This is a genomic window from Celeribacter halophilus, assembly GCF_900114135.1.
GTDB classification, from domain to species: domain Bacteria; phylum Pseudomonadota; class Alphaproteobacteria; order Rhodobacterales; family Rhodobacteraceae; genus Celeribacter; species Celeribacter halophilus.
In genome coordinates this window covers 216,771-239,288 of record NZ_FORY01000003.1, presented here as the reverse complement: position 1 = coordinate 239,288, position 22,518 = coordinate 216,771, and the positions used below count along the sequence as shown (strand labels likewise).

Sequence of the window (22,518 nt, the reverse complement as noted above, 5' to 3'; positions counted from 1 at the left end):
TATATGTTCTCTCGGAAATAGAGGAATGCGCGCATGAGCGAACAAGCACAATCCGAAGACACCCCCATCGAGGGCGCCCCGCTGATCAAACCGTCAACCACGGATCACCCGCTGCATGAAGCGGTGGTCGAGGCCTGCCGCTCGGTCTATGATCCGGAAATTCCGGTGAATATCTATGATCTCGGCCTTGTCTACACGATCGAGATCAATGACGAGAACGAGGTTCTTGTGCTCATGACCTTGACCGCACCGGGCTGTCCTGTGGCCGGAGAAATGCCCGGCTGGGTCGCAGATGCCATCGAACCCCTGCCCGGCGTCAAACAGGTCGATGTCGAACTGACATGGAACCCGCCGTGGGGCATGGAAATGATGTCCGACGAGGCGCGTCTCGAACTCGGCTTTATGTAATCCGCCGCTGACCGCTTTGCGGTGATCTTGCGGTTATAGTGTGAGACACGTTCCGAAAGCGGCCCCTGTGGCCGCTTTTGTTTTGGGCGCCCCTGTCTGGCTGTGCGCGACGCAACCTGAAAAGGTTGCAACACCCAAAACGCAACCCAAAATGGTTGCATTGATCAAAACGCAACCTATACTGGCTGCATCATGAGCAACAAACCCCGTAAAATAGCCGTCCTCACCGGCGATCTGGTCAATTCCACAGGGCTCGGCCCCGAAAACGTGGAACGCGCCTTTGATGCGCTCGAAGCCTGCGCTGAGATGCAAGCCGGTTGGATGGACGATCAAAGCCTCCACTTCACCCGCCACCGTGGCGATGGCTGGCAGGTGGCCTTGGCAGAACCGAAATACGCCCTCAGATCCGCCCTGTGCTTCCGCGCTGCATTGCGAGCGTTGGGCGAAGAATTCGACAGCTATATCGGGATTGCCGAGGGGGAGGTCGAAGGCGAGATCGGGCCGGATTTGAACGAGGCCAATGGCGAAGCCTTTATGATTTCTGGAAATTTACTCGCGATTACAAAGCTGCCAGATAGAACCATTCACATGCTTTATGATGCAGCCTGTGATGTCGGAATCCCTCCGACCGCCACGTTGGCATGCCTTCAACTCCTTGAAGCCATTTTCAACAAGTGGACAAAAGTCCAAGCCCAGACCATGCTGCCGATGCTCACACTTGAAGCACCACAATCTTACACGGAGCTAGCTGAACAACTTGGGAAATCGCGCCAGTCTGTAAGCAAAACTCTCTCGGCTGCAGATTATTACTACGTCTCTCAAGCACTTATAAACATAGAGGACGCCCATGCCTGAAACCCTCGCCGCCCTCTTTCTCGCCCATGTGCTCGCCGATTACGTCGTCCAGCCCGCATGGATGGTCGAGGACAAGGCCAAGCCCGAGACCCTGTTTCTGCACTTCCTCGCCGTTGTTTTCACCGCCATGCTCTGCACCGGCCAACTGGCCTCTCCCGCCGTTTACGCGCTCGCACTGGCCCATATCGTGATCGACGCCGTGAAAGTCCGGTGCTTCTCCGACAGTTTCATCCCGCATGTCACCGATCAGGCGCTGCACCTTGTGACACTGGCGGTCACCGCCCTGCTCTGCCCCGATCTCTTCGCCACCGGCCTCTATGGCGATGTGGCGTGGCTGCCAAAGCTCATGCTGCTCGGTGCAGGCGCGATCTATGCCACCCGCGCGGGCGGTTTCGCCGTGGGCAAGCTCATGGCGCATTTCGGCGAAAACCCTATCGAAGATAGTCTCGACAAGGGCGGTTTCTGGATCGGCCTGCTGGAACGCGCCCTGATCTTTCTTTTGCTCATCGGCCAGATGCCCGGCGGAATCGGCTTTCTCGTCGCCGCCAAATCCGTGTTGCGTTTCGAGGCGACACAGGATGGCAAAAAGGCAGAATGGGTGATCATCGGCACGCTGGCCTCCTTCGGCTGGGCCATTGCGGTCACGCTCGCGGTGATGTTCATGGCCAGTTTGCTGCCGCCTGTTGGAATTTCGCTCCCGAACCACTAGATTATCCCCAAAGGAGACACGCATATGTTCGGCATTCCCGGAAAACAGGCTGTGACCATGACCCCCGCGGCCTCGGCACAGATTGCAAAGCTGATGAAACAGGACGGTTCCAAGGGGCTGCGCATCGGCGTCAAGAAAGGCGGCTGTGCGGGCATGGAATATACCATGGAATACGTCTCCGAAATCGACCCGATGGACGAGGTCGTGGAACAGGACGGCGCACGCGTGATGATCGCTCCGATGGCGCAGATGTTCCTGTTCGGCACGGAGATTGATTACGAGGTCTCCCTGCTCGAATCCGGCTTCAAATTCCGCAATCCCAATGTGGTGGATGCCTGCGGCTGCGGCGAGAGCATCAAATTCGACGAGAGCCTCTCCGCCGGAAAATAAGCCGTCCTCCGCCATCGCGCCCTCCTTTTGTGCGGCGTCGCGTCCCAGAGCGCAAGCCTGCGCTTGACTGCCCGTCACAGGCTGCAATGATGCAAGCGCATATAAACAAGGAGGATTCCGCATGGCACGCAAACTGGCCGCAGGAAATTGGAAAATGAACGGTGTCAAAGCGAGCCTCGGTGAGGCCACCGCGCTGGCCGAGATGTTCCCCGCTCCCAAGGTCGACATCCTCCTGTGCCCGCCCGCCACGCTGGTCGCCCCGATGGCACAGGCCCTCTTCGGCACACAGGTGCATGTGGGCGGTCAGGACTGCCACATGAAGACCTCGGGCGCACATACGGGCGATATTTCCGCCGAAATGCTGCTGGATGCGGGCGCGGATCATGTGATCCTCGGCCATTCCGAACGCCGCGCCGATCATGGCGAGACCGACCAGATGGTCGCCGAAAAAACCGTGGCCGCCACACAGGCAGGGCTCTCCCCTGTGGTCTGTGTCGGGGAAACACTGGCACAACGCGAAGCGGGCGAAACCCTCGCCGTGATCCGTCAGCAACTCTCCGGCTCTCTGCCCGATGTGGTCGATCTCAAAAAGCTCGTCATCGCCTATGAACCGGTCTGGGCCATCGGCACCGGCAAAATCCCGACGCTCGAACAGATCGCCGAAGTCCATGACGACATGCGCGCAACCCTCGTGGCCCGCTACGGCGACGGCGCAAAAGACATTCCGCTGCTCTATGGCGGCTCGGTGAAACCGTCCAACGCCGCCGAGATCTTCGCCACCTCCAACGTCGATGGCGCACTGGTGGGCGGTGCCTCTCTCAAAGCGGCGGATTTCTCCGGCATCGTGAAAGCCCTCGAAGCCGCCTGATCCGCGCAGGCCACAAAAACGCAGGCCACCAAAACGCAGCCCCGCAAAACAAAGCGCCGCCTCCCCACGGAGCGCGGCGCTTCTGCTTTCTGTTGGCCCAAATACTCCCGCCGGAGGCGCAACCCGCGTGCGCCTCTCACTCCGCCGTCACATCATAATCATAAAGCCACGCAAACCGCTCCACCGCCTGTTTCGGGGCCAGTTTGCCCGCCAGACGCAAGGCCGCATGGCCCACCACGCGTTTCGCCCCGCTCAGGTGGTAGTTCTTCGCATTGCCATTGGCCGCCTCGATCACCCGCACAACCCGCGCACGCCGTTTGGCCTGATAGGCTGGAAGCGCCTGATCCAGCGGCAAATTCGCAAGGCAATCCGCGAGGCACCACGCATCTTCCAGCGCCATATTCGCCCCTTGCGCCAGAAACGGCAGGGTCGGGTGCGCCGCGTCCCCCAGCAGCGCCGTGCGCTCCGAATGCCAGTTCTGCGCCACCGGATGCCGGAACAGCCCCCAGCGCGACACTTCCTCGACACGGTTCAAAAGCCCTTTCACTCCGGGGCAGAAATTCGAGAAATTGCGCATCATCTCCGCCGGATCCCCCGCGTGGTTCCAGCCCTCTTCCATCCAGTCGGAACGCTCTTCAATGGCCACGATATTGATCAGACTGCCGTCCCTGAGCGGATAGCTCACCACATGCCGCCCCGCCGCCATATGCACCAGCGCCACAGGCTCCTCATTGCCAAGAGCCGGCACAATAGCGCGCCACGCGGTCTGTCCGGTGAAAAACGGCTTTTCCGGCCCGTTGAGCATCGGACGCAGCCGCGAATGCAACCCGTCTGCCCCCAGCACAATCCCGTGCCGTGTGCCGCCTCCACCCGCGAAACTCAGGCGCATCCCGTCGCCATCGCTGTGGACACTCTCCACCGTGTAGGACAGGCGGATATCAACGCCAAGATCGCGCACACCTTCTTCGAGCAAAGCAATCAGGTCGGCGCGATGCATCATCAGGAAATCGTCATTGGGCCGCGCCTTGGCGAAATCGAGATGCAGCACCTCGCGCCCCATGTAGCCATCCATCAGCCGCACCCCCTCGGAGCGCAGCGACACAGAGGGCGCATCCAGCCCCAAAGCGGCCAGAACCCGCGCACCATTGGGCGAAATCTGAAGCCCCGCGCCCACTTCGGCGATCTCGTGCGATTGCTCGTATACCGTGACCGTCGCCCCGCGCAGCGCCAAGGCCCGCGCCACGGCCAGCCCTGCGACACCGGCCCCTAAAACTGCAATATCCTGACCGATCAACATGGCCTCTTCCTTCTGCAACTCTGTCCCGCCGTGATCTCACAAGACCAGACGCCTCCGATGTTCCGGATTTCATCACAAAACCGGAAAAGCCAAAACAAAAAACACCGGAGTTACCTCCGGTGTTCTGTCATAATCCGTCGCGGATTTCACGGGGCCAAATTGCCGCGAGGGCAAAGGTCGCAGGCCAAGACCTCCGCGCATCCCATGCGTCTTTCCCGAAACCCCGCCTCCAAAGTGCTCAGATCAGGCTCACAGGAACAGACGTCACCGGACCAGCCGCACTCGGGACAACATCAGTCGTCGCGGTGGACTTTTTCACGGCGCTCGTGGCGTTCCTGCGCTTCCAGCGTCATGGTCGCAATCGGACGCGCATCAAGACGCTTGAGCGAAATCGGCTCGCCGGTCACTTCGCAATAGCCGTATTCCCCCTCATCGATCCGGCGCAGCGCCGCATCGATTTTCGTCACCAGCTTGCGCTGACGGTCCCGCGTGCGCAGTTCCAGAGCACGGTCGGTCTCTTCGGAAGCACGGTCGGAAATGTCGGGAATGTTGCGGGTGCCGTCTTGCAGACCCTCGATCGTGTGGCGGCTTTCGTCAAGAAGCTCGGCCCGCCAAGCCAGAAGTTTACGTTTGAAATATTCGAGCTGGCGCTCGTTCATAAATGGTTCGTCCTCTGCCGGACGATAATTCTCATCCAGAAAAACCTCAGCCTTCATCATGCTCACCTCTGTCGTGCCTTCGGCCGCATTTTCAGATTTATCAGCCATAAGGCGCCCTCCAATTGCGGCTCATTTACCCCGTTTGTTCGGGGATGTCACGTCACAATATTGCTCGTATTGCACCTTTCCCTGCCCGCGTTATGATCTCGACCGATGACAGCACAGGACAAGGCCCCCAGATGAAATTTTCCTCGACGGACAGCTATGTTGCCCCGCACGACCTCACTGTGGCGGTCAATGCCGCCATCGCGCTGGAACGTCCCTTGCTGGTCAAGGGCGAACCGGGCACGGGAAAAACCGAACTGGCGCGGCAGGTGGCGGCCTCTTTGGGGCTGGAGATGATCGAGTGGAACATCAAATCCACCACCCGCGCCCAGCAGGGCCTTTACGAATATGACGCGGTCTCACGGCTGCGCGACAGCCAGTTGGGCGACCCGAAGGTCGAGGACGTGCGCCACTACATCAAGAAAGGCAAGCTCTGGCAGGCTTTCGAAGCCGAGCAGAAGGTTGTTCTGCTGATCGACGAGATCGACAAGGCCGATATCGAGTTTCCCAACGATCTCTTGCAGGAACTCGACAAAATGGCCTTCCACGTCTACGAGACCGGCGAGACCATCAGCGCGAAACAGCGCCCTGTGGTCATCATCACCTCGAACAATGAGAAAGAACTGCCCGACGCCTTCCTGCGCCGGTGTTTCTTCCACTACATCCGTTTCCCCGACATGGAGACCATGAAACAGATCGTCGAGGTGCATTTTCCGGGGCTGAAATCCGACCTTCTCGGCGCGGCGCTGGCGCAATTCTACGAGATTCGCGACACGCAGGGGCTGAAAAAGAAACCTTCGACCTCGGAGGTTCTCGACTGGCTCAAACTTCTGCTGGCCGAGGATCTCTCGCCCGAAGACCTCAAGCGCGACGGGGTCAATGCCCTGCCGAAGCTGCACGGCGCGCTTTTGAAGAACGAACAGGACGTGGCCCTGTTCGAGCGTCTCGCCTTTCTGGCACGCGGTCAGCGGCGCTGATCACTCGGCCTTCGGGGCCGCTTTCGCCTTGGTCGTGCGCGGCTTTCGGGCGGTTGTGGTCTTTTTCGCCGCTGTTTTCGTCGCGGTTTTCGCAGCGGTCTTGCTCGCCGGTTTTGTCGCCGTCTTGGTGGCGGCTTTCTTCGGTGCTGCCTTTTTGCGGGGCTTTTTCACAGGCACGCTCAGGGCTTCAACCGCCATCTGCCAATGCACTTCGTCGCGGCCTTCAGGCTTGCCCTCAGCGAGCCAGATAAAATAGGCCGCTTCGCTGATCTGTGCCTCGTCGGGAGAGATTTTTGTCATTTTGAACTCCATATCTGTCGTTCGCGCATCTTCTTCCTGATATCTAACAGCCCGATGACAACTCAGGGATGTAAATTCTTTTGCGACGAGCGCATTCGTCGCAGTCGCGCGGGTTTTACGCCCGCATTTTAGGCGCTGCGGACAGAAATTCGGCAAACCTCTCGCGCGGCTCGGGCCTCTCGCGCCCTTCGAGCGGCTTGCCAATGCCAAAATGGTCGTTTTCCGTTGAACCCCCTTGAAATTTGGCGAAAAACTGCCCGCAAAGCGTTGATGTCGCAGTTTTTCAAGGAGGTTCCATTGCCCGTCATCCGTCCCCTCACCCCCGAAGATCGCGCCGAATGGGAAGTGCTCTGGCGCGGCTATCTGACCTTCTTTGAAACGGAGTTGGGCCCCGAAATCTATGACGCCACCTTCGCGCGTCTGGTGGACCCCGAGGCCAAGGAACGCGGCGCTTTGGTGGCCGAAAAGGACGGGGAATTGATCGGGTTGGTGCATTACCTGTTCCATGCCCATAACTGGCGCATCGAGGATGTCTGCTACCTTCAGGATCTCTTTGTCACCGAAGCCGCCCGCGGCACCGGCGCGGGGCGGGCCCTGATCCAGAGCGTCTATGATCTGGCCGATGCCCACGGCACGCCACAGGTCTACTGGACCACCCAGCATTTCAACACCAAAGCACGCAAACTCTACGACCAGATCGGGGAATTGACACCTTATATCAAATACCAGCGCAAGTGGTGACGGCACAAGGATGGGCGTCTTTTCGTGCACCCCACTCGCGGCGCAAAACCCTGTGCAGCTGCGACAGTTTTGCCTTAAAATCGCCACGCAAGGCGGATTAAATCCGGCGCAACGGACAAGATACCCTCAAGACGCACACAGTTGAACACGCATAAGGCTACCCAGATGACATGGCTCCGATCTTCTTTTGCGATGCCCCGCCTGCGTGACACAACACGACTGGCGAGTGCGCGGCTGCCGAGTGCGCGGTTCGCAACGGCTCTATGCGGGCTGGTCTTGCTCTCGGCCTGCGTCAGCCCCACGCCCGCCAGTTCACCGGATTCCGCCCGCGCCGCCTCCGAGATGCTTGCCCTGCCGCCGATGAAACTGTTTGCCGACAGAAAACCGGCGCAGAGCCGCCGCTCCAACGCCTCTCTCGCCCGCGATTTCCTCGATCTGACCTTCGTACTGGAAACCGGCGCGGAGCTGACGCAGTTCACCCGTTTCGAAGACCCGATCACCCTGCGCGTCACCGGCGACACCATCCCGCCGTCGCTGCCCCATGATCTCACCAAGCTGCTGACCCGTCTGGAGCGCGAAGCCGGTGTCACGATTACCCCTGTGCCGCCGCAGACCGACGCCGCGATCACACTTGAGACCCTCACGCTTGCGGAGTTGTCCCGCCGCGCACCGAACACCGCCTGTATCGTTGTGCCTAACGTCTCAAGCTGGGCCGAGTTCAAACGCGCCCGACGCGCCGCGTTGAGCTGGACCAAAGTGGACACGCGCGAGCGCCTGTCGATCTTCATTCCCGTCGATGTCGCCCCGCAGGAAATCCGCGACTGTCTGCACGAGGAACTGGCGCAAGCCCTCGGTCCGCTCAATGACCTCTACCGCCTGCCCGATTCCGTCTTCAACGACGACAATATCCACTCCGTGCTGACCCCTTTCGACATGCTGATGCTCCGCCTCACCTATGCGCCGGAATTGCGCTCCGGCATGAGCCGCGACGAGGTGGCCCGCGCCCTGCCCGACATGCTCGCACGGATCAATCCCGTCGGGGAAACCTTGCCCGATACGCCCACCAACCCCACGCCGCGCCTCTGGACACAATCCGTTCTCGCCGCAATGGGACGCGCGCCCCTGCAAGAGCGCCTCCTCGCTGCCCAAAATGCCGTTGCCATCGCACAGGCCGAAGGCTGGGACGGCACCCGCGCCGGTTTTTCGTGGTTCCTGCTGGGGCGACTCGCCATCGCCACAGACCGCCCCGCCGCCTATCTCGCGCTCACACGGGCCGCCGAGATCTACGGCGCGCATCCCGAAACCCGCTTTCACGCCGCCCATGTCACCATGCAACTTGCCGCGCTGGCCCTGTCAGAGCACCGCTATGAGGACGCCTATACCCTCTCCGCCAGCGCCATTGATGCCGCCCGCGACGCCGAAAACGCCGCCCTTCTGGCCTCGCTCATGCTGACAGAGGCCGAGGCGCTGGAAAACCTCGGACGCAGCAGCGACGCCCGCGCCCTGCGTCTCGACAGTCTGGGCTGGGCACGCTATGGCTTTGGTTCGGATGAAGAGGTCCGGATCCGTGCCGCCGAAATCGCCGCTCTGGCGCGATAACGACCGGCCCGCGACACCGGCGCACACGGCCTGAGGGAGCAACATCATGATCGGGTTCATACTCACCCTGCTCGGCGGGGTCTGGGGCTGGCGACTGGCCGCAAAACGCGGCGGAAACCGTGCCGACAAGCTGCAATATATGGCCGTCTTCGCACTCATCTTCGGCATTATCGGCCTGTTTCTGGGCGTCATCGCAGACCGGATGATCTGACATGTTTCTGCCCTTCTTCGAGACATTGCGCCACGAAGGCGTGCCCGTCTCCTTGAGGGAGTTCCTGTCCTTCCTTGAGGCCATGAAAGCCGGACTGGCCCGCCATGACATCGAGGAGTTCTACATCCTCGCCCGCGTCACCATGGTCAAGGACGAACGCCACCTCGACCGTTTCGACCGCGCCTTTTCAAAAACATTTCAAGGCCTTGACGAGATTTCCTCAGATCAGGTCTTAAATGCGCTCGACCTGCCCGAAGACTGGCTGCGCAAGGAGATGGAAAAACACCTCTCGCCTGAGGAAATGGCCGAAATCGAGGCTCTGGGCGGGTTCGACAAGCTGATGGAGACGCTCAAAAAGCGGCTCGAAGAGCAAAAAGGCCGCCATCAGGGCGGCAACAAATGGATCGGCACCGGCGGCACATCGCCCTTTGGTGCCTATGGCTACAACCCCGAAGGCGTGCGGATCGGCCAGAAAGAGTCACGTCATCGTCGCGCTGTAAAAGTCTGGGACAAAAGGGAATTCCGCAATCTAGACGATACGGTCGAGATCGGCACGCGCAACATCAAACTCGCCATGAAGCGCCTGCGCAAATGGGCGCGTGACGGGGCGCATGAGGAGCTTGATCTGGACGGCACCATCCGCGCCACCGCGGAACATGGCTATCTCGACGTGCAAACCCGCCCCGAACGGCGCAACGCGGTGAAAGTGCTGATGTTCTTCGATGTCGGCGGCTCGATGGACGACCATATCAAAGTGGTCGAGGAACTGTTCTCCGCCGCCCGCTCCGAGTTCAAACATCTCGAATATTATTACTTCCACAACTGCCTTTATGAAAGCGTCTGGCGCGACAATGCGCGGCGCTGGGGCGAAAACATCCCGACCCGCGATGTGATGAACACCTATGGCAAGGATTACAAAGTCATCTTCGTGGGCGATGCCTCCATGAGCCCCTACGAGATCGCGCTGCCCGGCGGGGCCAATGAGCACTGGAACGAAGAATCCGGTGCCACATGGCTCGCCCGCGCCCGCGACACATGGCCCGACCACCTTTGGCTCAACCCCGTGCCGGAGGCGCATTGGCCCTATACGCAGTCGATTGCCATGATCGACGAGATTTTCGAAGGCCGCATGGTCCCCATGACGCTCGAAGGGCTGGACCGTGGCATGAAACTTCTCGGGCGATAGAGGCCGATAGAGCTTGGTCAAACCGCCCCCAGCCCCCATATTCAAACCATGTTGAGATTCACTCCCCTGCTCCTTGCCCTGCTCTGGGGCCTCGCGATGTATCGCTTTTCCGCATGGCGCACCGTGCGCGAACTCGAAGCGCGCTCGACCGAACTGGTCGATCCGAAACTCGCGCCCGTGTTCACCCGACTGGCGCGCGCCCTCGATCTGCCCCGTGTGAAAGTGTTTCTCTACGAGATTGACCCCGTCAACGGCCTCGCCGCCCCTGACGGCAAGGTCTACATCACCCGCGGCTTTTACGAGAAATTCCGCACGGGCCAGATCACCGACGAGGAAATGGCCTCCGTCATCGCCCATGAGTTGGGCCATGTCGCGCTTGGCCATTCGAAACGCCGGATGATCGACTTTTCCGGCCAGAATGCGCTGCGCACCGCGCTGGTGATGATCTTCTCGCGCTTCATCCCCGTGATCGGCGCCTATATCGCCAACTGGCTCACCCAGATGCTCGCCGCCAAACTCTCGCGCTCGGATGAATACGAGGCCGACGCCTATGCCACCGCGCTGCTCATCAAAGCGGGGATCGGCACGGGGCCGCAAAAGTCGCTGTTCGAGAAACTGCCACATCTGACCGGCGCACATGGGGCCTCCATGCCCGCATGGCTCCTGAGCCACCCGAAGACCGAAGAACGGATCAAAGCCATCGAGGCCAATGAATCCAAATGGTCCTGAGGCCAGCCGCGCTCGGACACCTCTGACCGTTGCGACCACTGGCGGCTTTCTGATGGCCCAAATACTCACATCCGACCATCTCGGGCTGCTCGCGCACGCCCGATCATTACGCACACAACCACTCGCAAAACAGCCCGACAGAAGTCCGACAGATATCCGACACAAGTCTGACAGCGGTTTAGCGTATTTTCAGGAGGTCAGGAGAGCGCCTTGCCCAGACGCGGCAGACGCGCCTTTTTCAGCAACCGCCGCACGTCCCACGGATCGCCGGAGAGCCGCTCCGCCTCTTGGCGCACCTCTTCGATGACCTCGCCCACGGCCTGCGGATGATCCGACCAGAGCCGCCAGAGAAACCCGTCCGGATCCCAGCGTTCCAGCCCTTCTTCGGCCAGAACATTGCGGGGAAAATCCTGCGCGTTCATCGTGACAATCGCCTCGGCATGTCCCGCGATGGCAGCGGCCAGAACATGGATGTCGTTTTCATCTTTTAGATAAAGACGCGCCTCCAAGCCCTTGTGTTCCTTGACTTCTGCCTGCGGAAAGGCCGCACGCACCAGCGCCACTTCGGCACGCGCCTGCATCTCTCCCGTCGGTCCGATCTTGCGTGCGGCGCGGGCCCATTCCTCAAGGATACGCGCCGACCACAAAGGCGTGTAAAGCCCGCGCTTGGCGACGCCCAAAAGCACTTCCCGCATCACTGTCGGATAGAGCACGCAGGCGTCGAGAAGCACTTTCATGCGACAATCCGGTAGAACAGTGCCTTGAGATAGCCGCTTTCCGCAAGCTGCGGCATAAGCGGATGGTCGGCACCGGCAAAGCCCGTGTGGATGAGCTGTGCAGAGCGTCCCAGATGCCCGACACCCCGCCCGATCCCGCGGTTACAAGCCCCCCGGAACCGGTCCAGATCCGCCGCATGAGAACAGGAGCACAGGCCAAGATACCCGCCCTCCCGCACCAGCGGCGCGGCCAGACGTGCGACACGTTCGTAGGCGCGTAAGCCCTTCTCCAGAGAGGATTTATTCGGCGCAAAGGCAGGCGGGTCACAAATCACCACATCGAATGTCTCGCCCTCTTCGGCCAAAGCCGTCAGAACGTCGAAAGCATCGCCCCTGCGCGTCGAGAAAGTGTCCGATTTGCCCATTGCTGCGGCGCCTTGTTCGGCCAGATCCAACGCGGGCGCGGAACTGTCCACCGAAAGCGCAGAAGACGCGCCACCCGCCAGAGAGGCCAAGGCAAACCCGCCCACATGGGAAAAGATGTCCAACACCCGCTTGCCCGCCACCAGACGTTGCGCAAAAGCATGATTGGGGCGTTGATCGTAAAAGAGGCCCGTCTTCTGACCGCCCAGAAGGTCGGCCATATAGGTCGCGCCATTCATCGGCACGGGGAGCGGTCCCTCGACCTTTCCGGAAAGAATTTCTGTTTTTTCTTCAAGCCCTTCGAGGCCACGCGCCCGTCCGGTGCCGTTCATGACCACGGTGCTTACGCCGGTGACTTCGCGCAGCGCGGCGGCGAGCGGGGCAATCAGGACATCGGCCCATGCGGCATTGGGTTGCACCACGCAGGTGTCTCCGAACCGGTCGACCACCACGCCCGGAAGACCATCGGATTCCGCGTGGATCAGGCGGTAAAACGGCGCATCGAACAGCGTCTCGCGATGGGCAAGCGCGGTGACAATTCTGGCGGCGAACCAGTCCTGATCCACCTCGGCTGTTTCCGAGTGATCCAGAACGCGGGCAAAAATGCGCGAATTGGGATTAACCGCCACAAGGGCGAGGAAATTGCGCTCGGCATCTTCGAGACGCGCAAGAGAACCGGGCGCAAGAGATTTCGTGCGCCGGTCCGTGACCAGTTCATTGTCATAGACCCAAGGTGCGCCGTGGCGAATGGCCCGCGCATTGGATTTGGGTTTCAGGCGAATGGTCGGAATGGAAAAAGAGGGCTCTGTCATGAGAGCCCTCTTAACCGTCTTTTGATCTCTTAGAAAGAGGGATCAGAGCACTGTCTATTTCGAAAGTTCTGCAGCAATCACGCCTGCCAGATGCGCGGTGATCCGCTGTCTTTGGGTGATCCCCGCACGATCGGCAGCCACAGCCTCATCCCCGCCATAGGCATGGAAGGTGGCATTAACCATATGAGACGGCACAAGCACATCTCCGGTTCGCGCGTCGCGCACCGTCAACATGAATTCGATCTCGTGCTCCGAAGGAAGGCTGGAGTAGCGCACCCGCTCCGTTTGTGCGTGGAAACGCGTCACCTGCACATCAAGAACAACCGGCCTTTGCCCGCTCAAAGCTTTCACCCCACGCTTGAGGCCCGCCTCCATAACGGCTTTGACCTGCGCATGACGGTCCCCATAGGTATCCTCACGCCAGACAATATCGGCACGAGGCTTGATACTATTGGCCTCGGACACAGTGAGCGTTTCCGGCACAACCACATTCACTTTTGTGACGCGATAATCCGACGCGATCCGCACATTTTCTCCGGCGGCAACGGCGCTCAGGCTTGCCGCCTTCGGCGTAGCGCTGGATGTGGTTCCGATTGTGCAGGCACTGGTTGCGGCTGCAATTAAAAAGGCAATTGCCAGTTTACTGGTATTTTTCATCACACTCTCCAGGGTTTCTCCCCCCAATTCATTGTTCATTTCACATTAAAATGAGGCAACAATGAGAAACACCCAGAGTTTTTTCGCGACTTTTCGAAACAGTTGATGAATCCGTTCCGAGAAGGCCCGCACAGCCCGGTCAAAGCAGCGCAGAACTGGAATTCTTGGCTCAGACGGTTTTCGCACGATGCGCGTTATGAGTGCGACCACGGAACCATTCACCTGCCGCACGCAGCATATGACGCGCCATTTGAGCACGCATCAGGCGGGCTTCGGTTTCGATTTCAGTCATGTCGATGTAGCTTGCAGAAGAGTCTTTCATAGGATCACCTTTGCTTGTCTGTTGAGCGTCGAGGCTGGCACGTTGCCGGAAAGCCTCTCACGCAGTCGGGCCTGTTCACGCAAACCCTGTTGCATCGATCCTCCCGATGCACCCAATATAGGTCACAAATCCTGACCTAGCGAGTGCTGAACCGGAAGACCCGCTATGCACTTGCAGCAACCCTCATGCATGTGCAGCATAGGAACAGGGCCATTCCGGCCCCTCCTGCCCCGCGCAGATGGACATTCGGTCCGAAACACGCTAAGTTAGCGCTAACTTGAAACATCTCGTTTCACAGCCAGCAACACAAGCAAAGGCCAGACCCGTGAACAGCCAGATCCTAGCCGTCACCCAACGCATCATCGAACGCTCGAAACCGACCCGCGAGGCCTATCTCGCTCGGATATCCGAGGCTGCAGATCAAGGGCCGGTGCGGGCGCATCTGTCCTGTGGCAACCAGGCCCACGCCTATGCCGCTATGGGCGATGACAAAGGTACGCTGGCCGACGGGCGCGCCCCCAATATCGGCATAATCTCTGCCTATAATGACATGCTCTCGGCGCATAAACCCTATGAGCACTACCCCGACATCATCCGCGAGGTCGCCCGCGCACAGCGTGCTACGGCACAGGTCGCAGGCGGTGTGCCCGCCATGTGTGACGGGGTGACACAGGGGCAGCCCGGTATGGAGCTGTCGCTGTTCTCTCGTGACACCATCGCACTGGCCGCCGCCATCGGCATGTCGCACAACTGCTTTGACGCCGCGCTTTACATGGGCGTGTGCGACAAGATCGTTCCCGGCCTGATCATGGCCGCCGCCGCTTATGGCCACGTCCCGACGGTCTTTATTCCTGCAGGACCGATGACCTCGGGCATCACCAATGACGAAAAATCCAAGGTCCGCCAGAAATTCGCCACCGGAGAAATCTCCCGCCGCGAATTGATGGAAAGCGAGATGAAAGCCTACCACGGCCAAGGCACATGCACCTTCTATGGCACCGCCAACTCCAACCAGATGCTGATGGAGATCATGGGGATGCACCTGCCGGGCGCGTCTTTCGTCAATCCGGGCACCGAGCTGCGCGATGCCTTGACCCGCGAAGCCACCAAACGTGCCCTCCAGATCACCGCTTTTGGCAATGAATACACGCCCGTGGGGGCAATCCTGAACGAGAAAGCCTTTGTAAACGGCATTGTCGGGCTGATGGCGACAGGTGGTTCGACCAACCTTGTGCTGCACCTTCCGGCGATGGCACGCGCAGCGGGTATCATTCTGGACTTGCAGGACTTCTCCGACATTTCCGATGTCGTTCCGCTTCTGGCCAAGGTCTACCCCAACGGTCTGGCCGATGTGAACCATTTCCACGCGGCTGGAGGGCTTGGCTATCTTGTGGGCGAACTGCTCTCTGCGGGGCTTCTGCACGAGGATGTCAAAACCGTCGCGGGCACGGGGCTGTCGCTCTATACCAAAGAGCCGAAACTGCGCGACGGCGTGTTGACCTTTGTCGATGCGGACCGCGAGACCGTGAACGACCGGATCGTGCGTCCCGCCTCCGACCCGTTCCAGAAAAGCGGTGGGCTCAAGGAACTCAAAGGCAATATCGGTCGTGGCGTGATGAAAGTCTCCGCCGTGAAACCCGAACACCATGTGGTCGAGGCCAAAGCCCGCATTTTCCACGACCAGCACGATGTCAAAACCGCCTTCCAGAACGGCGAGTTTACCGAGGACACCGTGGTTGTGGTCCGCTTCCAAGGCCCGCGCGCCAACGGGATGCCGGAACTGCACTCGCTGACCCCGACCCTGGCCGTGTTGCAGGATCGCGGCCTCAAGGTTGCGCTTGTTACCGATGGCCGCATGTCCGGTGCTTCCGGTAAAGTGCCCGCCTGTATCCATGTCTCACCCGAAGCGGCCACAGGCGGACCGATCGCCAAACTCCGCGACGGGGATCTGGTGCGTGTCGATGCTGTGGAAGGCACATTGCAGGTGCTTGAAGACAGGTTTGAGACACGCGAGGTTGTGACCGCGGATCTCTCCGCCAATACGGTCGGCATGGGCCGCGAGCTGTTTGAAACCTTCCGCCGCAATGCAGGCCCCGCCACGGAAGGCGCCTGCTCGCTCTACTGAACCGATCCTGCGTCTTTGTGTCAAAAACGCCAACCAAGATTATACGTATCAACAGAAACGCCCGCCAAAACCGGCGGGCGTTTCATTATTTTCAATATGCTACGCCTAACGGACAGCGTTCAACGCAACTCGCCGAGCGAAGCGGCATCAAAGCCTTTCAACTCATCCGTCGCCCCGCGCTTGACCTTTTCGACCCAAGCATAATCCGACAAAAGCGCACGCCCCACGGCGATCAGGTCGAACTCGTCAGCCTCCATCCGTGTCACCAGCTTGTCCAGCGGCGTCACTTCGGAACCCTGTCCGCCAAACGCCGCCAAAAACTCGCCGGACAGCCCGACCGAGCCCACCGAGATCGTCGGCACACCGGTGAGTTTCTTGGCCCAACCGGCAAAGTTCAGCCCATTCTCCCCATCAACTTCGGGAAATTCCGGCTCCCAGAACCGGCGTTGGGAACAATGGAGAATATCCACACCGGCCTCAACCAACGGCACAAGCCAACGCTCCATTTCTTCAGGACTATTAGCCAGACGAGCGGTGTAATCCTGCTGTTTCCACTGGCTCAGGCGCAGGATGATCGGAAAGTCCGGTCCCACAGCGGCACGCACCGCCTTGACCACTTCGACCGCGAAACGCGACCGTTCTTCGATGGTCGCCCCACCCCAGTGGTCCTCGCGCTTGTTCGTGCCCGCCCAGAAAAACTGGTCGATCAGATAACCGTGCGCACCGTGCAGTTCGGCGACATCAAACCCGAGATCTTTTGCGGCTTTCGCAGCCTTGGCAAAGGCGGCAATGGTGGCCTGAATATCGTCTTCGCTCATGGCAACGCCACGCGGCTCATCCGGACCGACCAGACCCGAAGGGCTCTCGACCGGCGCATCCGGCTCCCATTCACCCGCGCGGGTCGATCCGGTGTGCCAGATTTGCGGCCCCATCTTGCCGCCCTCGGCATGGACCGCCGCAATCACACGGTTCCAGCCGGACAGCGCTTCCTCGCCATGAAAAAACGGAATTCCCGGCAGGTTGCGTGACGCCGGACGGTCGATCACAGTGCCTTCTGACAGGATCAACCCCACCTCATGCGCCGCGCGACGGGCGTAATAGGCGGCATTCTCCGGTCCCGGAATACCATCAGCTGCCATACCACGCGTCATCGGGGCCATAACGATGCGGTTTTTCAGCTCCAGCCCTTTGTAGGAAAACGGGCGGAACAGTGTGGCGGTTTTAGTGTCGATCTGGGCAGTCATTCTGCGCTCCTGTGTCTCTTTGATCTCCATTTATGGTGGCGCAAACATCCGACAACCTCTGCGATGCAGAAATCAACGCAGGGGGGAGATGACAAAAATGCGCATGTGTCTATTGTGAACAGGCCGGTTGTGAAACGAAGCATGGTCACGCTTCGGGGTTTCACTAAAAGAGATTTAGCGCTAACTTTCCTGCAACCGCGGCACACATGGGCCGCAGAGACAGAAGAGCCATTCAGGAGCCAGACAATGACACCGCAAGACGCCAGTTTGAAATGCGCCGAGGTTTGTGGCCTCGCCCCCGTTGTTCCCGTGCTTGTCGTCAAGGACGTCACTCACGCCCGCCCTCTAGCCGAAGCACTGGTCGCTGGCGGCTTGCCCGCGCTTGAGGTCACCTTGCGCACGCCGGTGGCGCTGGATGTGATCCGCGAGATGGCACAAGTCGAGGGCGGTGTGGTCGGGGCCGGCACGCTGCTGACGCCGGAAGATGTGAAAAACGCGGTCGCCGCCGGTGCGAAATTTGGCGTCTCTCCGGGAGCAACCGACACGCTTCTCGACGCCTGCGAAGCCGCCGACCTGCCGCTTTTGGCAGGCACCTCCACTGCCTCCGACGTGATGCGTCTTCTGGAACGCGGCTACACGGTGGCGAAGTTCTTCCCCGCCGAATCCAATGGCGGCGCTCCTGCACTCAAGGCCATCGGCGCGCCTCTGCCGCAAATGAAATTTTGCCCGACCGGCGGCGTGTCCCTGAAAAACGCAAATGACTACCTGTCGCTCTCCAACACGCTCTGCGTAGGCGGCTCATGGGTCGCGCCTGCGGGGCTTGTGGAAAAAGGCGACTGGAAAGCCATCGAGGAACTGGCCCGCGAGGCGGCGGCCCTGCCGCGCTAATCCTTGAACGCAGACGCCTTGCTCCGGCTATGCAGTCGGTGCGGGGCGCTCCAACACGGTGGCAATCACCTGCGCTGCGCTTTCAGCCCGCTGGCGCAACTCCTCGGAAAGTGCTTCCATGCTCACTGCCCCATTTGAGCGCAGCAAAAATGCCCGTCCGCCCGCCCCCACTGCTTGCGGATCGAGCTTTTCTCCAGTGAGAAGCCGCGCCGCCGATTGCAGCCGCCACATCAGCCGATAGGTCTCGGTCAACAGCATCTGCTCATCGCGTGTCAGCCAGCCGCTCTCGCCACCTGAGCCAAGCTGGGCATAGATGTCCTGCGCGGCAGAGCCCGCCAGCAAGGCCGCGGATTCGGCCAGCAATTCGATGTCCATCATCCGCCCCGCACCGTTTTTCGGATCCCACGGACCACCGGGTTTCGCCTGCGCCAGACGGGCGCGCATCTCGCGGGTTTCCTGACGGATGCGGGCTTCGTCCTGCACACCGGAGATCAGCGTGGCGCGGAAACGTTCGACATCAGCCATCAGCCCCGCGTCCCCAGCCACCGCCTGCCCGCGTGTGAGCGCAAGATGTTCCCAGACCCAAGCCTCGTTCAGCTGATAGCTCTGAAAACTCTCGAAAGACGTGGCGACCGGCCCCTGTTTGCCCGAGGGACGCAGACGCATATCGACCTCGTAGAGACGCCCTTCAGCGGTCTGGGCGGTCATGGCGGTAATCAGGGCTTGCGTGAACCGCGCATAGTATGTGCGTGATGGCAAAGGCCGCCGCCCTTCGGACGTATCAACCCCGGCCGCGTCATAGATCACGATCATATCCAGATCCGACGCCGCTGTCAGACGCGCTGCTCCCAGCGAGCCCATGCCCAGAACCATCGCGCCACGCCCCGGCGGCGGGCCGTGTTTGCGGGAGAACTCGGCCACAACCTGCGGATAGAGGGCAGCGACACAAGCGGCGGCGATGTCGCAATATTGCGAGCCCGCCTCATCTGCCGTGATCAGGTCGCGCAACTGGTGGACGCCGACGCGGAAGTGCCATTCCTTGGCCCAGCGACGACAGGTATCAAGCTGGCGCTCATAATCACCCGCCTCTTCGAGATGGGTGGCGAGCTCCTCTGTCAGAGCCGCGCGTCCCGGCCACGGCGCGAAGAACCCGCCGCCGATCACCGCATCCAGAACCCCCGCATTGCGCGACAGGTGACGGGCCAGATGCGGCGCGGTGGAGACGATGTCGAGGATCAGGTCGATCAGCTGCGGATTGGCTTCGAACAGGGCGAAAAGCTGAACACCTGCGGGGAGCCCTTTGAGAAACCCGTCCAGATGGGTCAGCGCCTCTGTGGGTTTATCGAGGTTTTGGATGCGGCTCAGAAGCTCCGGTTTGAGACGGCCGAAAATCTCCTGTGCGCGGGCGGTGCGCAGGCAGGGATAGGTGGACCAACGCGCGGTGATCTCCGCCTGTTCGGGGGGCAGTTCCGGCGCGGGGGCGGCATCTGCGGGGGCAAAAAAATCCTCGGTCAGCGCATTGACGCGCTCGCAACGCTGCGCAATCTCTGCACGCATGGCCTCTGTGTCCGTGCCCATAAGCGCGGCCAGACGGTCGAATTCCTCGGGTGCGGTCGGCAGGCTGTGGGTCTGTTGATCGCGCAGCATTTGCAGGCGGTGCTCCACCTCCCGATGGGCGATGTAATCCGCGCTCAAGGTCTCGGCGACTTCCGTCTCGACCCAGCCCTTTTCGGCCAGTTTGCCCAAGGCCGGCACCGTCTCGCGCAGACGCAGGTCCGGGTCCCGCCCACCGGCAATCAACTGTCGGGTCTGGGCAAAAAATTCGATCTCCCGAATGCCGCCATAGCCCAGCTTCATATTGTGGCCTTCCAGCGTCAACGCCCCGCCCAGCCCCTTATGCGCGCGGATTTTCAACCGCATATCGTGGGTTTCGCGGATGGCGTTGAAATCAAGGTGCTTGCGCCAGACAAAAGGCGTCAGATGTTCCAGAAACCGCTCTCCGGCCTCCATATCTCCCGCACAGGCGCGGGCCTTGATATAGGCAGCGCGTTCCCATGTGCGCCCGACGCTTTCGTAATAACGCTCGGCCGCCTCCATCGCAAAACAGACGGGCGTGACCGAAGGATCGGGCCGCAGACGCAGGTCGGTGCGGAACACATAGCCGTCGCCGGTGAGGTCCGACAGGCTCGCCATCGCCTTGCGCGTAGCCCGAATGAAACCGGCCCGCGCCTCCATGCGATCAATGCCGTCAAAGCGGCTTTCATCGAACAGACAGATCAGGTCGATATCCGAAGAATAGTTCAACTCCCCTGCCCCGTGCTTGCCCATGGCCAGCGCGAAGACCCCGCCACAGCTTTCGATATCCGCCTCGGTCTGGCCGGGGATTTTGCCTCTGGTGATCTCGCGCCCCACATGGGCCCTGAGCGCGACATGCGTCGCCCGATCCGCGAGCAAGGACAGAGCACCCGTCACTTCGAACAGGCCCCAGACCCCGCCCAGATCACATAGCGCGGCCAAAAGCGCGACGCGGCGCTTGGCCTGACGCAGACCGGGGTTGATCCGGTCAAAGGGCAGCGCCTCGATCCGTGCGATTTCCGCCGCCAGCGCCGCCTCGGGATCATCAAGCGCCTCGGGCAGCCAGTCGGCCTCCTTGAGGATCAGCCCGTGCAGATAGGGCGCAGAGCCTGCCGCCCCTTCGACCAGCTCGGCCACCGCAGCAGACAGATCCGGCACAGCGTCGCGGGCTTCTGCGCCACGCTCCGGTTCATAGGCGCGCGGGCAACGGGTGATGCGACTGTCAAAACTCATGGGCATATCCTCCAACGCCCCCAAAAGAGCGGATTTTCCAACCGAAGTGCAAGCCCAAACCGGCACGCACGCCGCACGCAAAGAGGGCATACATGTGCGCATCTTGACTCTGGCGCTCAGCACGCGCCCATTTAGCGCAAAGAAAGAGGATCACAGATGCCACAGGACAACCAAGAAAGCTTCGATCAGGAATTGGAAACCCGCCTCGTCCGCTATGCGGCGATTGACAGCCAGAGCGATGCAAACTCGCCCACCTCCCCCAGCACGACCTGTCAGTTCGACATGTTGCGGCTCTTGGAGGCGGAGTTGAAGGAGATCGGTGCGCAGGATGTCGAGCTCACCGAATACGGCACGGTTCTGGCCACCATCCCCGCCACGGCAGAAGGCCCGACCATAGGTTTTCTCGCCCATGTGGACACCGCTCCGCAATTCAATGCCACCGGCGTCAAACCGCGGGTCATCAAGGGCTATAACGGCGGCGACATCACCTATCCCGACAATCCGGCACTTGTTCTCTCTCCTGCCGAATATCCCTATCTGGCCGAGAAGCAGGGCCATGACATCATCACCGCATCTGGCACCACGCTTCTGGGGGGCGATGACAAGGCCGGTGTCGCGATCATCATGACCGCCGTAAAACATCTTCTGCAAAACCCCGAGATCAAACACGGGCCGATCCGCATTGCCTTCACCCCTGACGAGGAAATCGGGCGCGGCGTGGCCAAGGCTCTGCCCAAAGATCTGGCCGCCGATTTCGCCTATACATTCGACGGCGGCGAGGTGGGCGAGATTGTCTATGAGACCTTCTCCGCCGACGGGGCCGAGATCACCGTGAAAGGCGTCTCGATCCATCCGGGACAGGCCAAGGACAAGCTGGTCAACGCCATCCATCTCGCCTCCAAAATCATCCAGACCCTGCCCCAATCCGTGATGACGCCAGAAGTCACAGACGGCACCGAAGGGTTTATCCACGCCACCGATATGGTCGGCGGGTCTTCGGAAATGAAGATCACGCTGATCCTGCGCGATTTTGAACGCGAGGGGCTGGCCGAGAAAGGCGAGATCGTACGCAAGGTCTGTGACGCCGTGGCGGCAACAGAGCCGCGTGCCGAGATCACCTGCGAGATCACACCACAATATCGCAACATGCGCTACTGGCTGGAAAAGGACATGACGCCGGTCGATCTGGCGCGCACGGCCTGCCGCAAACTGGGGATCGAACCCGTGTCCGTGCCGATCCGTGGCGGCACCGACGGCTCGCGCCTGACGGAGATGGGCGTGCCCACGCCGAACCTGTTTACGGGGATGCAGAACATCCACGGGCCGCTGGAATGGATTTCGGTGCAGGACATGGCCGTAGCGACAAAGCTCTGTCTGGAACTGGCCAGCCTTGCCGCCAGAACGGAGGCACAGGACGGTTAAAGCGCGGGCGAAAACCATCCAAGATCACAGCTATTTTGACCTGCGGGCCGGTTCCTCACATAAGGGG

General features: G+C 60.6%; 23 protein-coding genes. 14 read left to right on the top strand and 9 right to left on the bottom strand.

The features are described from left to right. The first annotated feature begins 33 nt into the window (after positions 1–33). The 5 genes from BM152_RS04340 to tpiA all read left to right on the top strand — a co-directional run bounded on the left by BM152_RS04340 (position 34) and on the right by tpiA (position 3,230). On the top strand, positions 34–408 hold the full coding sequence (locus tag BM152_RS04340) for an SUF system Fe-S cluster assembly protein (RefSeq protein WP_066607925.1): 375 nt from the start codon (positions 34–36) through the stop codon (positions 406–408). A gap of 192 nt (positions 409–600) precedes the next feature. Continuing rightward, positions 601–1,263, top strand: a complete 663-nt coding sequence (locus BM152_RS04335; protein ID WP_066607922.1) for a hypothetical protein — start codon at positions 601–603, stop codon at positions 1,261–1,263. After that, the gene (locus tag BM152_RS04330) at positions 1,256–1,972 is read left to right on the top strand and encodes a DUF3307 domain-containing protein (protein WP_066607920.1); all 717 of its coding nucleotides are present in this window, start codon (positions 1,256–1,258) and stop codon (positions 1,970–1,972) included. Before BM152_RS04335 ends, BM152_RS04330 begins: the two co-directional genes overlap by 8 nt. 24 nt (positions 1,973–1,996) lie before the next feature. Then, positions 1,997–2,362, top strand: coding sequence for a HesB/IscA family protein (locus tag BM152_RS04325; protein ID WP_066607919.1), 366 nt, complete (start codon positions 1,997–1,999; stop codon positions 2,360–2,362). A gap of 121 nt (positions 2,363–2,483) precedes the next feature. Continuing rightward, positions 2,484–3,230 (top strand): triose-phosphate isomerase, encoded by a 747-nt coding sequence (gene tpiA, locus BM152_RS04320; RefSeq protein ID WP_066607917.1) that lies wholly within the window; start codon positions 2,484–2,486, stop codon positions 3,228–3,230. Positions 3,231–3,366: 136 nt separating this feature from the next. Here the strand turns inward: tpiA and BM152_RS04315 are convergent, their stop codons facing one another. Together BM152_RS04315 and dksA are read right to left on the bottom strand one after the other, a co-directional pair. Beyond that, positions 3,367–4,527, bottom strand: coding sequence for an FAD-dependent oxidoreductase (locus BM152_RS04315; RefSeq protein ID WP_066607915.1), 1,161 nt, complete (start codon positions 4,525–4,527; stop codon positions 3,367–3,369). Positions 4,528–4,820: 293 nt separating this feature from the next. Next, a complete protein-coding gene (dksA, locus tag BM152_RS04310; RefSeq protein ID WP_066608159.1) occupies positions 4,821–5,243 on the bottom strand; it encodes an RNA polymerase-binding protein DksA in 423 nt (140 codons plus the stop codon). 182 nt (positions 5,244–5,425) lie between these two features. Here dksA and BM152_RS04305 point away from each other — a divergent pair, with 182 nt between their 5' ends. After that, on the top strand, positions 5,426–6,268 hold the full coding sequence (locus tag BM152_RS04305; RefSeq protein ID WP_066607913.1) for an AAA family ATPase: 843 nt from the start codon (positions 5,426–5,428) through the stop codon (positions 6,266–6,268). Here BM152_RS04305 and BM152_RS19400 read toward each other — a convergent pair whose 3' ends face one another. Then, positions 6,269–6,568 carry a DUF2934 domain-containing protein gene (locus BM152_RS19400; RefSeq protein WP_158527941.1) on the bottom strand — a complete coding sequence of 100 codons (300 nt, stop codon included), beginning with the start codon at positions 6,566–6,568 and terminating at the stop codon, positions 6,269–6,271. Between the two features lie 270 nt (positions 6,569–6,838). On the opposite strand from BM152_RS19400, the gene BM152_RS04295 reads away from it, so the two are divergent. The 5 genes from BM152_RS04295 to BM152_RS04275 all read left to right on the top strand — a co-directional run bounded on the left by BM152_RS04295 (position 6,839) and on the right by BM152_RS04275 (position 11,034). Continuing rightward, positions 6,839–7,309 (top strand): GNAT family N-acetyltransferase, encoded by a 471-nt coding sequence (locus tag BM152_RS04295; protein WP_066607908.1) that lies wholly within the window; start codon positions 6,839–6,841, stop codon positions 7,307–7,309. A 165-nt stretch (positions 7,310–7,474) separates the two neighbouring features. Continuing rightward, positions 7,475–8,908 carry a DUF2927 domain-containing protein gene (locus BM152_RS04290; protein ID WP_231730576.1) on the top strand — a complete coding sequence of 478 codons (1,434 nt, stop codon included), beginning with the start codon at positions 7,475–7,477 and terminating at the stop codon, positions 8,906–8,908. Positions 8,909–8,954: 46 nt separating this feature from the next. Further along, complete coding sequence (locus BM152_RS04285; RefSeq protein ID WP_066607906.1) at positions 8,955–9,119, top strand: apolipoprotein acyltransferase; 165 nt, start codon at positions 8,955–8,957, stop codon at positions 9,117–9,119. A 1-nt stretch (position 9,120) separates the two neighbouring features. Then, positions 9,121–10,305 carry a vWA domain-containing protein gene (locus BM152_RS04280; RefSeq protein ID WP_066607903.1) on the top strand — a complete coding sequence of 395 codons (1,185 nt, stop codon included), beginning with the start codon at positions 9,121–9,123 and terminating at the stop codon, positions 10,303–10,305. A 48-nt stretch (positions 10,306–10,353) separates the two neighbouring features. After that, positions 10,354–11,034, top strand: a complete 681-nt coding sequence (locus BM152_RS04275) for a M48 family metallopeptidase (RefSeq protein WP_066607896.1) — start codon at positions 10,354–10,356, stop codon at positions 11,032–11,034. A gap of 197 nt (positions 11,035–11,231) precedes the next feature. On the opposite strand, the gene BM152_RS04270 is transcribed toward BM152_RS04275, so the two are convergent. From BM152_RS04270 to BM152_RS19200, 4 genes are all read right to left on the bottom strand, one after another. Further along, entirely contained in the window at positions 11,232–11,771 is a 540-nt protein-coding gene (locus BM152_RS04270; protein WP_066607894.1) for an RSP_2648 family PIN domain-containing protein, read from the bottom strand. Then, on the bottom strand, positions 11,768–12,985 hold the full coding sequence (locus BM152_RS04265; RefSeq protein ID WP_066607891.1) for an RSP_2647 family RNA methyltransferase: 1,218 nt from the start codon (positions 12,983–12,985) through the stop codon (positions 11,768–11,770). Before BM152_RS04265 ends, BM152_RS04270 begins: the two co-directional genes overlap by 4 nt. 54 nt (positions 12,986–13,039) lie before the next feature. Further along, the gene (locus tag BM152_RS04260) at positions 13,040–13,642 is read right to left on the bottom strand and encodes a DUF6778 family protein (protein ID WP_074913973.1); all 603 of its coding nucleotides are present in this window, start codon (positions 13,640–13,642) and stop codon (positions 13,040–13,042) included. 169 nt (positions 13,643–13,811) lie between these two features. Beyond that, positions 13,812–13,964: an RSP_7527 family protein gene (locus BM152_RS19200; RefSeq protein ID WP_156444380.1), complete on the bottom strand. Its 153-nt coding sequence runs from the start codon at positions 13,962–13,964 to the stop codon at positions 13,812–13,814. Between the two features lie 325 nt (positions 13,965–14,289). Here BM152_RS19200 and edd point away from each other — a divergent pair, with 325 nt between their 5' ends. Further along, a complete protein-coding gene (gene edd, locus BM152_RS04255) occupies positions 14,290–16,089 on the top strand; it encodes a phosphogluconate dehydratase (RefSeq protein ID WP_066607888.1) in 1,800 nt (599 codons plus the stop codon). Between the two features lie 119 nt (positions 16,090–16,208). On the opposite strand, the gene BM152_RS04250 is transcribed toward edd, so the two are convergent. Then, positions 16,209–17,333 carry an NADH:flavin oxidoreductase gene (locus BM152_RS04250; protein WP_066607885.1) on the bottom strand — a complete coding sequence of 375 codons (1,125 nt, stop codon included), beginning with the start codon at positions 17,331–17,333 and terminating at the stop codon, positions 16,209–16,211. A 246-nt stretch (positions 17,334–17,579) separates the two neighbouring features. Between BM152_RS04250 and eda the strand changes: the two genes are divergently transcribed. Beyond that, positions 17,580–18,221, top strand: coding sequence for a bifunctional 4-hydroxy-2-oxoglutarate aldolase/2-dehydro-3-deoxy-phosphogluconate aldolase (eda, locus tag BM152_RS04245; protein WP_066607883.1), 642 nt, complete (start codon positions 17,580–17,582; stop codon positions 18,219–18,221). A gap of 27 nt (positions 18,222–18,248) precedes the next feature. On the opposite strand, the gene BM152_RS04240 is transcribed toward eda, so the two are convergent. Continuing rightward, positions 18,249–21,029, bottom strand: coding sequence for a [protein-PII] uridylyltransferase family protein (locus BM152_RS04240; protein ID WP_066607882.1), 2,781 nt, complete (start codon positions 21,027–21,029; stop codon positions 18,249–18,251). A 156-nt stretch (positions 21,030–21,185) separates the two neighbouring features. Here BM152_RS04240 and pepT point away from each other — a divergent pair, with 156 nt between their 5' ends. Continuing rightward, the gene (gene pepT / locus BM152_RS04235) at positions 21,186–22,451 is read left to right on the top strand and encodes a peptidase T (protein ID WP_066607881.1); all 1,266 of its coding nucleotides are present in this window, start codon (positions 21,186–21,188) and stop codon (positions 22,449–22,451) included. Positions 22,452–22,518 lie beyond the last annotated feature (67 nt).